Annotated in this window: 8 protein-coding genes; 1 reads left to right on the top strand and 7 read right to left on the bottom strand. The window is 63.1% G+C overall.

Annotated elements, in window-relative coordinates; translation table 11 throughout:
- Positions 1–33: 33 nt before the first annotated feature.
- From PAE61_RS07805 to glpD, 7 genes are all read right to left on the bottom strand, one after another.
- On the bottom strand, positions 34–810 hold the full coding sequence (locus PAE61_RS07805; protein WP_271114747.1) for an ATP-binding cassette domain-containing protein: 777 nt from the start codon (positions 808–810) through the stop codon (positions 34–36).
- Positions 807–2,813, bottom strand: a complete 2,007-nt coding sequence (gene fhuB, locus PAE61_RS07800) for a Fe(3+)-hydroxamate ABC transporter permease FhuB (protein ID WP_434803114.1) — start codon at positions 2,811–2,813, stop codon at positions 807–809. The genes PAE61_RS07805 and fhuB overlap by 4 nt, the downstream gene beginning before the upstream one ends.
- Complete coding sequence (locus tag PAE61_RS07795; protein WP_271114746.1) at positions 2,810–3,730, bottom strand: ABC transporter substrate-binding protein; 921 nt, start codon at positions 3,728–3,730, stop codon at positions 2,810–2,812. Before PAE61_RS07795 ends, fhuB begins: the two co-directional genes overlap by 4 nt.
- Positions 3,727–5,829: a TonB-dependent siderophore receptor gene (locus tag PAE61_RS07790; protein ID WP_271114745.1), complete on the bottom strand. Its 2,103-nt coding sequence runs from the start codon at positions 5,827–5,829 to the stop codon at positions 3,727–3,729. Before PAE61_RS07790 ends, PAE61_RS07795 begins: the two co-directional genes overlap by 4 nt.
- 168 nt (positions 5,830–5,997) lie before the next feature.
- Positions 5,998–7,257, bottom strand: a complete 1,260-nt coding sequence (locus tag PAE61_RS07785) for a urate hydroxylase PuuD (RefSeq protein ID WP_271114744.1) — start codon at positions 7,255–7,257, stop codon at positions 5,998–6,000.
- Positions 7,258–7,426: 169 nt separating this feature from the next.
- Complete coding sequence (locus PAE61_RS07780; RefSeq protein ID WP_271114743.1) at positions 7,427–9,700, bottom strand: NADP-dependent malic enzyme; 2,274 nt, start codon at positions 9,698–9,700, stop codon at positions 7,427–7,429.
- Positions 9,701–9,924: 224 nt separating this feature from the next.
- On the bottom strand, positions 9,925–11,472 hold the full coding sequence (gene glpD, locus PAE61_RS07775) for a glycerol-3-phosphate dehydrogenase (RefSeq protein WP_271114742.1): 1,548 nt from the start codon (positions 11,470–11,472) through the stop codon (positions 9,925–9,927).
- Between the two features lie 228 nt (positions 11,473–11,700).
- Between glpD and PAE61_RS07770 the strand changes: the two genes are divergently transcribed.
- Positions 11,701–13,002, top strand: coding sequence for an efflux RND transporter periplasmic adaptor subunit (locus PAE61_RS07770; RefSeq protein WP_271114741.1), 1,302 nt, complete (start codon positions 11,701–11,703; stop codon positions 13,000–13,002).
- Positions 13,003–13,006: the final 4 nt, after the last annotated feature.

Raw genomic sequence — 13,006 nt, 5'->3', positions numbered from 1 at the left:
GACCGGGTTAGGCAATCGCCCAGTTGTAAGGCTTCAGGCAGGAATGGCGACCGGCTGGCCGTCCTCGCGTTGCAGGATTTCCATGCGCAGCCCGTAAATATCGCGCAGCGTTCCAGGCTGCATCAGATCGCGCGGGGTGCCCTGCATGGCCAGTTTCGCGCCCCGGAGCGCGACGATATGGTCGCAGAACCGCGCGGCCATGTTCACCTCATGCAGAACGATGATCGCGGTGCGGCCCTGTTCGCGCGTCATGCGGCGCACCAGAGCCAGTACATCGACCGCATGGGCGATATCGAGCGCCGAGATCGGCTCGTCCAGAAGCAGGGTTCCGGCCTGCTGCGCGACCATCATCGACAGCCACGCCCGCTGCCGCTCACCGCCCGACAGCGTATCGACCAGACGATCGGCGAATGGCTCCAGCCCGCATTCCTCAAGTGCCGCCGTCACCGCATCGCGATCCGGGGCGGAAAAGCGCCCGAGCGCTCCGTGCCAGGGATAGCGGCCAAGCGCGGTCAGTTCACGCACCGTCATGCCCTCGGCAGGGGGCGGATGCTGGGGCAGAAAGGCCAGACGCCGGGCAAGGTCGCGTGCGGGCCAGTCGCGCAGCATCCGGCCCTCGAACGCGACATCGCCGGTGAATGGGATTTGCCGCGCCAGCGACTTCAGAAGCGTGGACTTGCCCGAGCCGTTATGTCCGATCAGCCCGATCACCTGACCGGCGGGCAAATCGAGCCACAGCCCGTCCAGCAACTGGCGGCCCGGGACCTCGACGCTGAGTCCGTCAATGCGGAAAACCGGCTCTGTCGTCATACGCGCCTCATAATCAACCAGATAAGCCACGGAGCCCCGATCAGCGATGCGAACAGGCCAAGCGGCAATTCATAGGGGAAACCCGCCATGCGGGCGCCGAAATCGGCGGCGATCATCAGGATGGCGCCGATCAGCGCAGCACCCGCCACATGCGGCCCCGGCTGCGCCAGCCCTGCCCGCCGCGCCATATGCGGTGCCATCAGCCCGACAAAGGACATCGGCCCGACAAGGATCGTGGCCGCCCCCGTCGCAATCCCGGCCAGCAGGATCAGTACCAGACGCGCCTGCCGCAGCTTCAGCCCAAGTCCGCTGGCGACGCCCTCGCCCAGAGGCAGCAAGGCAAGCGAGCGCCGCGCCAGCAAAGATGCGATCAGCAGCGATACGGCGATCCCGGCCAGCATCAGCGCCCCCCTCATGCCGACGCCAGAGGATGACCCGCTGAGCCATGCCAGCACCCGGAAACTGCGCGTATCGCCGATTGCCATCACCGCAGACAGCACCGCAGCCGAGAATGCGGAAACGGCAATCCCGGCCAGCAGCACCCTTTCAGGCGGCATATCCCGGCGTGAGGTGAAGCTGGCCAGCAGCGCAAGCGCCACCGCCGCCCCCGCCATGCTTCCGGCAGCCAGCATCGCGCTGCCCGGAGCAGCAATCATAAAGACCGTGGCGGCATAGCCAAGTGCCGCACCGCCCGAGACGCCCAGAACCTCGGGCGAGGCAAGCGGGTTGGCGGTCATACGCTGAAGGATCGCGCCCGCAAGCGCCAGAGCCGCACCGGCAGCCCCTGCTGCGATCAGTCTGGGCAAGCGCATCGGCAGAAAGGCGGTGAAGCTGTCCCAGTCCAGCACGGCCCATCCTTGCGGAACCCGGCCGATCCAGACAAGGATCAGAGATGAGACGACAAGCACGCCTGCCAGAACGAACAGCAGCCGTCCGGGATGATCGCGCCTTGGCGCGGGTCCCTCATTGCTTTCGGTTCCGGGCGGGGTCGAGCCGCGCAGACGGGGCAGCAGCCAGATCAGCAACGGCCCGCCGATCAGCCCGGTCAAAGCGCCGGTCGGGAACATCTCTCCGCTCAGCCCGGCGACGGCCAGCACCAGCCCGTCGCAGACCGACAGGATCAGCGCCCCGATCACCGGCGCGGCGACCAGCAGCCCGCCAATCCCGCGCACCCCGAGCGTGCGGGCCAAAGCGGGACCGGCCAGCCCGACGAAACCGATCAGCCCAAGCTCGGCGGACACAGAGGCCGCCAGAATCACCGAGACCGTCACCGCCGCCAGCCGGACCATGACGACATTCATTCCAAGCCCGCTTGCGCCCTGCGCCCCAAGCGACAACACCCGCAGCGGTCGGGCCATCAGCATGGCGGCCGCGCCGCAACCGATCAGGATCAGCGCCAGCACCCGCACCCCGGACCAGTCCTGCTGCACCAATGAGCCGCCATTCCAGATCACCAGAGACAGAAGATACCGGCCCTGCGCCAGCGTGATCGCGGTCGCAATCGCACTGGCGGTCATGCCGACCAGCATTCCGGCGATCACCATCGTGACCGGAGCGAAGGCTCTTTGTGCGCCGATCAGCAGAACCATCCCCGCCGAAAGCGCCGCACCGCCCATCGCCACGGGCCAGCGACCGGCCTCCAGCAGCGCCGGGGAAAACACCGTCGCCAGCACAAGGGCAAGCTGTGCGCCCGATGAAATCCCCAGAGTCGTCGGATCGGCGACCGGGTTGCGGAACACGACTTGCAGGATCGCTCCGGAGAGGCCAAGCGCGGCACCTGCGATCAGCGCAATCACGCCGCGCGGCATCAGCCCGAAGGCCAGCCTGATCTGATCGAGGCTCATCGCCTCGGCGCGCAGCGGCCAGCCGGGCCAGTCCGCCAGCGGCAACAGACGCAGCGCCGACAGAAGCCACAGCAGCAGCGCGACACAGGCGACCGCGAGAACGATCCCCGGCACCATGCCGCGGACGGGCCGGGATGACGTGACAATCCCGCCGCTCATGCAAGCGCCCCGACCGGACCCGAGCGCATCGCGGTTTCAAGAGCGCGGGCAAAGGCCACCGCCGACCACGCACCGCCAAAGGCATTCAGCGCAGGCAATTGATAGACGCGGCCTTCGCTGACCGCAGGAAGCGCCCGCCACAGAACGCTGCGCGACAGGCTGCGAAGCGCCTCGGGCGGGACCGGACCGATGACGATAATGGCGGCATCGGGAAAATCCGCCAGCCGCTCGATCGGGACCGGCGCCAGAAAGCTGAATTCGGTCTGGCCGGACCAGCCGTTTTGCAGCCCCATATGATCCAGCGTACTGCCGAACAGGCTGTCGAAACCGAATGTCCGCAAATGCCGGGAATCGCCGACCTCGACAAGACAAAGCGGGCGATCCACCAGATCACGCAAACCGGATGCCGCCGAGGCCAGAGCCTGCCCGGCCTTCTGCTGCGCACGCCTGCCCGCGTCGGGATCGCCGATTCCCTCGGCAAGCAGGCTCAGCGCCTGAAGCGCCTTCGGCAGAGGCGGCTCTGACGGCACGAAGAATTCCAGCGAGATGACGGGCGCGATCTGCTGCAAACGCTGCTCATAGGCGGTGTAATAGGGCGAACTCAGGATCAGATCGGGGAGGATCAGTTGCAGCAACTCGTAATTCGGACTGCCCCGCAGACCCAGATCTACCACCTCACCGGGGACAAGACCCGGCGGCACGGTTTCGCGAAACTGTAACAACTCGGCAGCGGCGACCGGCATGTGACCGATGAACATCGCGGTCTCCATCATCGCCCAGTCAATCGCGGCGAGCCTTGGCGCGGCCGGTTGCGCGGAACCCATCCGGGGCGAAAAACCCGCCGCCGCCAGCATCGCAGCGGCGGCGGCAAGAAGATGGCGTCGGTCGGGCCTATACGTGGCGGCCCGTCCGGTCACCACTTGTAGGTGACCTTCGCAGAGGCGGTGCGGCCCTCTCCGTAATAGCAGCCGAACCAGCTGCAGGTGGCCAGATAGGTCTCATCGGTGAGGTTCGACAGGTTCAGACTGGCCTCGACATTGCCGCGCGTATAGCGGGCAGCGGCATCCACAAGCGTATAGGAGTCGAGTTCAATCGTATTGTTGACGTTGTCACGCTCACCGATATAGCGCAGCCCGCCGCCCAGTTCGAGCCCGTTGGCGAAATCGTAATCCACCCACAGATTTGCCGAATGGCGCGGCGCGTTCCACATTGGCTGGCCGGTATTGGTGCCGCCCTGCTGTTCGGTATCGTTATAGGCATAGCTGGCGCGGATCTTCCACGCAGCGTTCAGCTCTGCCGTGGCCTCCAGTTCCAGACCGCGGGATTTGACCTCGCCGACCTGATAATACAGCAGATTACCCGCATCATTGCGTCCGGCATACTGGTTCACATTGGTCTGACGCAGATCATAGACCGATGCCGTGATCAGCCCGTCAAACGAGGTCGGCTGGTATTTTACCCCCGCTTCCCACTGATAGCCCTTGGTCGGCTTCAGCGGATCTTCGTTTTCGTTCAGCCCGGTTTGCGGATCGAACGAAGTCGCATAGCTGAGATAAGGCATCAGCCCGTTCGCGAAGACATAGGACAGGCCCGCGCGGCCAGTCACTTCATCTTCCTCATATTCCGACGGCACATCGTACTGATCGCCGGTCTGCTTTGCCCAGTCGTAACGCAGCCCGGCCGTGCCGTGCCAATTGCCATAGATGATCTCATCCTGCGCATAGACGCCAACCTGCTTCAGCGTCGTCTCACCGCTGCTGCGGGCGATTGTCATTTCGGGCGGCGCGACATAGGCGCCCGGATCGCGCCAGTTGAAGATGGTGGTATCACGCTGAATCTGGCTGGTCTCATCGGCGTCATATTTGCGGACATCCACACCGACAAGAAGCTGATGCACCGCCTGCCCTGTCGTGACTTCTCCGTTCAGGCGCGTATCGAGGCTGAGGCTTTCGGTGCTTTCGCTCTGCCAGCTCGATCCGCGCAGGAACGTCCCGTCCGGGTTCACGACCGCGCCGGTGCTGACATAGGTGCCGGTATAGTCCCAGTCGAATTTCTCGTAGCGGAACCCTTGGCTCAGCGTCCAGCCATTATCCAGATCGCGGCTGACCTCAACCCCGATATTCCACATCTTGCGGTCGCTGTCGTCCCAGTTTTCCTGCCCGGTATACATCTCGCGCAGATCGTCCCCATCGGCGATTTCGGTCAGCGCATAGGGAACGCCGGTGGGCGAGATCGGGGAATCTTTGGTGTAGGACGCCATCACATCGATGGTGGTCATCGCATCCGGGTTCCAGCGCAACGCCCCTGCCAGATAGGCGCGCTCATTGGTCAGCTCATCGATCTGGGTCTGCTCATCGCGACCGATCCCGGTGAAACGCCATGACAGCGTATCCGAGGCGGCGCGGTTGATGTCGAAAAAGACCTGACCGCTCTGATTGCTGTCATAGCCGACACCCACTTCCGAGAAATCTGCCGACTGGGCACGTTTCTGCACCTGGTTGATGATGCCGATCGGGCTGCCCGGACCATAAAGCGCCGATGACGGGCCGCGCATGACCTCGATCTGCTGCATCCCGTAGGTTTCATAGCTCACCCCGCCGAAATACCGGCTTTGGCGCAGACCGTTCACATATTGGGCACCCGAGGATTCGAACCCGCGCATGGTCGGCGCATCGAAACGGGGATCCGCGCCGAACGGCTCGGCATTGATCCCGGAGCTGTAGCTGAGCGCCTGACCGAGATTCTGCGCACCCTGATCGTCGATCTGGTCCCGCGTCACCACCGAGATCGCCTGCTGCTGTTCCGAGATCGGCGTCAGCGATTTCGAGACCTGAGCACCGCTTGCGACATAGCCCGCAACATCCTCGGCATCCAGATAGACCGTCCCCAGAACGAAGACCGGATTGTCCACGGCAGTGGTTTCGGCAGTGCCGGTCTGCTGAGCAAGGGCGGTCGCGCAGAGCGCGAAGGTGCTGACCGTTGCAAGAATGGACAGGCGGGCGGGCGAGTGGGGCATGGGGAAACCTTACAATAAATGTTAAGTGCCCCTCCTGATCTCCCTTCACCGGACAGTCAACAAACCCTGACTATAAAACTCAGGTAATTGCGGCATATTGTGCTTCTTATGCCACATCGGCGATTGCGGCCGGTCGGCCCGGCCTGCAATACCGGCCCGCAATCCGGCTTAATTCTGCGCCAGTGCCACGGGGTCCCGTCCCGTGGCATTGCGATACCAGTTAACAATGGCCTGACGCTCGGCCGGTTCCATGAAGCTGACATTGGCCGGCGGCATGGCATGGGTCAGCCCCGCCTGAAGATAGATCTGCCGCGCGGCGCGGGTGACGTCATCGGGCGTTTCCAGCAGCAATTGCTTGGGCGCACGGTGAATGCCGTCATATCCCGGATCCCGCGCATGGCACATGGCGCAGCGTCCGGGAACAATGGTCATGATATCGTCGAACCCTTCGGCATCCGCGAATTTCTGCTGCATGGGGCTCAGCACCTGCGCTTCGGATTCGTCGTAGGAGGACTGCCACAGAGGCGCGGTCGAAAGCCACATCACGCCGATGAACAGAACCGTCGTCGCCGCCCAGGTCCACCATTTCATGCTGCCCGTGGCGTGCATGGTGTTGAAGAAATGCCGGATGGTCACGCCCATCAGGAAGATCAGAGCCGCGATCAGCCAGTTATACTCGGTTGCGAAGGCCAGAGGATAATGGTTCGACAGCATCAGGAACACGACCGGCAGGGTCAGATAGTTGTTATGCGTCGAACGCAGCTTGGCGATCTTGCCGTATTTCGGATCGGGCTTGCGGCCTTCCTGGAGATCTTTCACCACGATTCGTTGGTTCGGCATGATGATGAAGAACACATTCGCGGTCATGATCGTCGCGGTGAACGCACCGAGATGCAGCATGGTCGCGCGGCCGGTAAAGATCTGATTATAGCCGTAACCCATCGCCACCAGCAGCAGGAACAGCAGCAGCATCAGGAAGGTCGGACGCTCTCCCAGACCCGATTTGCACAGCCGGTCATAGACCAGCCAGCCGATCGACAGGGACGCCGCCGAAATCAGGATACCCTGCCACAGCGCCAGCTCGGCCTTGGCCGGGTCGATCAGATACAGCTCACCGCCGACCCAGTAGACGACCATCAGCAGCGCAGCGCCGGAAAGCCAGGTCGAATAACTCTCCCATTTGAACCAGATCAGATGGTCCGGCATGTTGTCGGGCGCGACCAGATATTTCTGGATGTGATAAAAGCCGCCGCCATGAACCTGCCATTCTTCGCCATGAGCGCCGACGGGAAGATGTGGCACCTTGCGAAGCCCGAGATCGAGGGCAACGAAATAAAAGCTCGAACCGATCCAGGCGATTGCGGTGATGACATGTGTCCATCTTACCGCAAATCCGATCCAGTCCCAGATGATGGCAAAGTCCTGCATTGGGGGTCTCCTCGCTGTCTGTCGGTCAGAGTATCCGAAGGGCGCAGCCGGGCGGAACCAATGAAAATCCCCAACTGCTTCAAGAAAAACCGGAAAGTGATACCCTGCCCGGATATGAAAAAAGGCCCGGCAGAATGCCTGCCGGACCCGTGATCACATTGCGGAAATCTCAGCCATAGCTGGACACATTGCTGCCGGCGAGGGCCGAGATATTCATCAGCCCGCGCACGGTAATGCCGGGCGTGACGATATGGGCGCGGTTCTCCATCCCCATCAGAATCGGCCCGACCTCCAGCCCGCCCGCGACAGATCGCAGCATGTTCCGCGCGGCATTGGCGATTTCGGCATTGGCGTAAACCAGCCCGTTGGCAGCGCCGGTCAGGCGGCCATCGGGATATTGCCGCTCGCGCAATTCGGGATCGAGCGCGACATCGGCGGGCATTTCGCCTTCATATTCGAAATCGAGATCCATCGCGTCCAGAATCTCCATCGCGGCCCGCATGTTCCGGCTTGTCGCACTGTCGAGATTGCCGAATTGTGAGGCCGAACACAGAGCGATACGCGGCTCGATGCCGAAACGGCGCATATGCCGCGCGGCGCCGATCACGGTTTCCGCGATCTGCTGGGGTTCGGGGTCCAGATTAACCTGCGTATCGGCGAGGAAAAGCGGTCCCTTTTCGAGAATGATCAGGGACAACGCTCCGACCGGATGCGCCGCGCCCCGTGCGAGGATTTCGCTGACATAACGAAGATGCCAGCGATATTCCCCGAACGTACCGCAGATCATGCTGTCCGCATCCCCCAGATGCACCATCATCGCCGCAATCGCCGTGGTATTCGTGCGGATGATCGCGCGGGCCAGATCCGGGGTCACACCGCGTCTGCGCATAAGTTTATGATAGGCGCTCCAGTAATCCCGATACCGCGCATCGCTTTCGGGGTTGATCACCTCGACCGCATCCAGATCCAGCCTGATGCCTTCGCGGTCCAGCCGCTGCTGGATCACCTCGGGCCGTCCGATCAGGATCGGCGTGTCATAGCCGTCCTCGATCAGTTGACGGGCCGTGTGCAGGATGCGCTCATCCTCGCCCTCGGCAAAGACCAGACGGCGATTGACAACGCGGTCGGCCTCGAAGACGTGCCGCATGATGTTATAGCTGCGATACACCCTGCCCTGCAGCCTGCGGTGATAATCCGTCAGATCGAGATCGCGCGTGGCCACGCCCGATTCGATGGCAGCCTTGGCGACAGCCGTCGCAATGGTCGGCAGAAGGCGCGGATCGAAGGGTTTCGGGATCAGATAATCCGGCCCGAAGGTCAGCGTCTCGCCGCGATAGGCCTGCCCGACCTCCGCCGAGGTGGTTTCGCGGGCAAGCGCCGCAATCGCCTCGACACAGGCCACTTTCATCTCATCGTTGATCTCCGTCGCCCCGGCATCGAGCGCACCCCGGAAGATGAACGGGAAACACAGGACGTTATTGACCTGATTGGGATAATCGCTGCGCCCGGTGGCGATCAGCGCATTCGGCGCGGCCTTGCGGGCCTCTTCGGGCATGATTTCCGGGGTCGGGTTGGCAAGGGCGAAAATGATCGGGTTATCGGCCATTTTCGCAACCATTTCGGCCGTCAGCAGACCGGGACCCGAGACGCCGAGGAACAGATCCGCGCCCTCCATCGCCTCCATCGTGGTGCGCATTTCCGTGTCGCGGGCGAATTCCTGCTTTTCCGGGTTCAGGTCGTTGCGCTGCGTATGCACCACGCCCTTGCTGTCCAGCATGGTGATATTGTCCTTGCGGACCCCCAGCACCATCAGCATTTTCAGGCAGGCAATCCCCGCCGCACCGGCGCCAAGCGCCACCACGCGGATATCTTCGAAGGATTTTCCCGACAGCCGCATCGCGTTGCTAGCCGCAGCCGCGGCAACAATGGCCGTGCCGTGCTGGTCATCGTGGAAAACCGGGATATTCATCCGCTCGCGGCAGATCTTTTCGACCAGAAAACAATCCGGTGCCTTGATATCCTCCAGATTGACCGCGCCGAAAGTCGGTTCAAGCTTGCACACGATCTCGGCCAGTTTCTCCGGGTCGGTTTCGTCCACCTCGATATCGAAGCAATCCACCCCGGCGAATTTCTTGAACAGAACCGCCTTGCCCTCCATCACCGGCTTCGAGGCCTGCGCACCGATATTCCCCAGCCCCAGCACCGCTGTGCCGTTCGAGACCACCGCAACCAGATTGCTTTTCGCGGTATAGCGCATCGCTTCAAGCGCGTTTTTCTCGATTTCCAGACAGGCTTCGGCGACGCCGGGAGAATAGGCATTGGACAGGTCGCGCCCGGTATCCATTGGCTTCGTCGCCCGGATCTCAAGCTTCCCCGGCTTGGGAAATTCGTGATAATCGAGCGCCTCCTGACGGCGATCCCTGCTGATGTCTTCATCCGGCATAACGTCCCTCCTCGAAATCTGGCCTTCCGGTTTCAGCCGATTTGGACATGTCCGCCGGGGTATTTGCAATGGCCGTTTCGCCGTCAGCGCGGGAAAGCGGGCCATTTCAGATCCCAGCAAGCTGCCCTAAAGGAAAGAAGGAGTATATTTTTATGCGTTTTCAGTATGTTTTGCAGAATTTTTAAGCCCGCGTGGGGCTTTTTCAAAATCAATCTGAAAGACTGTTACGCTTCCGCTTCGGTCGCTCTGGCGTGATCCATGCGGCTCTGCAGCGCAGCGATCTGCTGGTCGGTCATACGCAGACCCAGCTTGCTGCGCCGCCAAATTACATCCTCGGGGGTTTCAGCCCATTCGCGGGTCATCAGCCAGTGTAGTTCGGCCTCGGACAATCCGCCGCCAAGATCGGCGCCGGGGCCATCCGCAAGGATCTGCCGCGCCTCAGTCCCATAGGCGCGGATCAGGCGCAGCGCCTGCTTTTCGTCAAGCGCGGGATGGGCGGCACGCAATTCCGCGACCAGATCCGGGACGCCGTCCACCGGGAAATCTCCGCCGGGGAGCGCCACACCCGCCGTCCACTTGCCACCGGCTGCGGGAAAAAACGGCTCAAGCCTGCGCATCGCGCTTTCGGCAAGGCGGCGATAGGTGGTGATCTTGCCGCCGAACACATTCAGCAACGGTGCGCCGTCCTCATCCAGAGTCATCACGTAATCGCGCGTCGCCGCCGTGGCCGAACTTGCCCCGTCATCATAGAGAGAGCGCACCCCGGAATAGGTCCAGACCACCTGTTCCGGCGTCACGGGGCGGGCGAAATACCGGCTGGCGAAATCGCAGAGATAGCGGTTCTCATCTTGCGAAATTTCGGGCGACTGGGGATCGCTTTCGTGATCCTCATCGGTGGTGCCGATCAGGGTGAAATCCTGCTCGAACGGGATGGCGAAGATGATCCGCCCATCCGGTCCCTGAAAGAAATAGCAGCGATCATGGTCATAGAGCTTCGGCACCACGATATGACTGCCCCGCACCAGCCGCACGGATTCGCGGCTGTCCAGCCCTGCCACATCGCGGATCACCTGCCCGGTCCACGGCCCCGCCGCATTCACAAGCGCCCGCGCCAGATGTTCTTCGCGTTCGCCCGCCGCGTTCACCGTTTCGATGCGCCACAGATCGCCCTCACGCCGGGCCGAGACGACACGGGTGCGGGTCATGATCCCGGCCCCACGCGCGACGGCGTCGCGGGCATTCAGGACCACCAGCCGGGCATCCTGAACCCAGCAATCGGAATATTCATAGGCCAGATTCAGCCCCGGTTTCAGCGCCTTGCCCGCCACGTCCCCGGTAAGATCAAGCTGCCGCGTCCCCGGCAGGATCTTCCGCCCGCCCAGATTGTCGTAGATGAACAGGCCAAGCCGGATCAGCCAGGCCGGTCTGCGCCCGCGCAGCCACGGCATGACCACCCCAAGCAGCCGCGAGGTCGGCGTGCTGGATTCAAAGCGCATCTCGGGCAGGATCGGCAGCACGAAGCGCATCGGCCAGCTTATATGCGGCATGGCCCGCAGCAGCAGTTCCCGCTCATGCAGGGCTTCGCGGACCAGCCGGAACTCGAAATATTCCAGATAGCGCAGCCCGCCGTGGAACAGCTTTGTCGAGCGCGAGGAGGTCGCCTGCGCCAGATCGTCCTTTTCAGCCAGCCGCACCGTCAGGCCGCGCCCTGCCGCATCGCGGGCAATGCCGCAGCCATTGATGCCGCCGCCGATGATGAACAGGTCGATCATGTCTTTCACATCCCGTTTCAGCCATTTGCCGGCAAATGACGCGATCATACCGCGATTGTCAAAGCCCGCAGGCCAGTCCGGTCGCGCATGAACGCGCGGACAGAAACTTTTCCGCGCCGTTCAGGTTTCATTTGGGTGCCGCCATATACGGTAACGTGACCAGAATACGACTTGCCGACCACCCTGCCCGCCGTGGCATAGTTTATTTGTCCTCAGCCCGGTAATTTCATGCCAAGCAATCGCCAGCCCAACCGGACCCGCCGCGCAGTCATCTGGGCGTTTTTGTCAGTTTTCGGCGTGACCGCGGCTGCAACGCCCGGCTTTGCGCAGATGATGCAGGCGCCCTCGGGGCCGACAGAGGTCGGGGTTACACCGATGAATCGCGGCGATGTGCCGGTGACGGTCGAATTGCCGGGCCGCGCCGTCGCATATCAGCTTGCCGCGATCCGACCGCGCGTGGGCGGCGAGATTACCGAGATCCCCTATGAGGCCGGCACCGAAGTCGAGCCCGGGACGCTGCTGTTCACAATTCAGGACGAGACCCTCGCCGCCGAGCTGACCGCGCAGGATGTCGCCGTTGCCTCGGCGCAGGCGGCTTTGGCGGGGGCCGAGGCGACGCTGACGCGGTATCGCAGGCTCAGCGGCTCGGGGGTCAGCCTTGCAGAGGTCGAGGTGGCAGAGGTGGAACTTGCCGCCGCCGAGGCTCAGCTTGGCGCGGCGCGTGCGCAGCGCGATCTGGCCCGGCTGGCGCTTGAGCGGACCCAGATCACCAGCCCGATACGCGGCGTGGTCGCGGTCACTCCGTTCAGCGTTGGCGATATCGTCAGCACCGGCCAGAGCGAGCCGCTGACCTATGTCGCGCAGATCGACCCGATCTATGTCGATGTGCTGCAATCGCGTGCGCTTGTCCTGCGGGCGCAGCGCAATATCGCCGAGGGCATCCTGCAACGCCCGGAAACCGAACCCGATGCGCGGCTGGTTCTGGAAACCGGCGAAAGCTACGATCAGCCGGGACGGATGCTGAGCCCCTCGGTTCAGGTGTCGGCCACGACCGGGACGGTCCCGATCCGTGTCCGCTTTCCCAATCCCGACCGCCGCATTCTGCCCGGCCAGTTCGTCCGGGTGACGCTGACCATTGGCAGCATGAACGCTTTTCTTGTGCCGCAACGCGCCACAAGCCGCGCCGCCAGCGGCGATCTGACGGCCTTCGTCGCCCGCAATGGCCGTGCCGAGCAGGTTCTGCTGACGGAACAGGGCACCCATGAAAATGCCTGGATCGTCACTGAAGGCCTGACCGAGGGCGATGCGTTGATCCTCGACGGTCTGGACGATCTGCGCGACGGGGCCGAGGTGACCACGGTTCCGGTGACCATCGACGCGGACGGGGTGGTGCGCGAAATCGGCGATATGGCTGCCGAAGCCAGCGATGAGGAAGCCTCGGCGCAGGCGGATGGCGACCCCGCGGAACTGGCCGAAGGCAGTGCTGCGCCCCCTGCGCCCGCAAACGGCGCAGCGCAGACAGGCGGCTGAGGCG

The sequence above is a fragment of the Paracoccus aerodenitrificans genome (assembly GCF_027913215.1).
Taxonomy (GTDB): Bacteria; Pseudomonadota; Alphaproteobacteria; order Rhodobacterales; family Rhodobacteraceae; genus Paracoccus; species Paracoccus aerodenitrificans.
Note: the sequence above shows the minus strand (reverse complement) of the source record. Positions and strands in the feature narration are given on the sequence as shown.

What these genes read in the sequence shown, in the direction of transcription:
- PAE61_RS07770 (WP_271114741.1), top strand. Translation starts at nt 11,701, where the DNA reads ATGCCAAGCAATCGCCAGCCCAACCGGACCCGCCGCGCAGTCATCTGG.
- fhuB (WP_434803114.1), bottom strand. Translation starts at nt 2,813, where the DNA reads ATGAGCGGCGGGATTGTCACGTCATCCCGGCCCGTCCGCGGCATGGTG.
- PAE61_RS07790 (WP_271114745.1), bottom strand. Translation starts at nt 5,829, where the DNA reads ATGCCCCACTCGCCCGCCCGCCTGTCCATTCTTGCAACGGTCAGCACC.
- glpD (WP_271114742.1), bottom strand. Translation starts at nt 11,472, where the DNA reads ATGATCGACCTGTTCATCATCGGCGGCGGCATCAATGGCTGCGGCATT.
- PAE61_RS07780 (WP_271114743.1), bottom strand. Translation starts at nt 9,700, where the DNA reads ATGCCGGATGAAGACATCAGCAGGGATCGCCGTCAGGAGGCGCTCGAT.
- PAE61_RS07785 (WP_271114744.1), bottom strand. Translation starts at nt 7,257, where the DNA reads ATGCAGGACTTTGCCATCATCTGGGACTGGATCGGATTTGCGGTAAGA.
- PAE61_RS07805 (WP_271114747.1), bottom strand. Translation starts at nt 810, where the DNA reads ATGACGACAGAGCCGGTTTTCCGCATTGACGGACTCAGCGTCGAGGTC.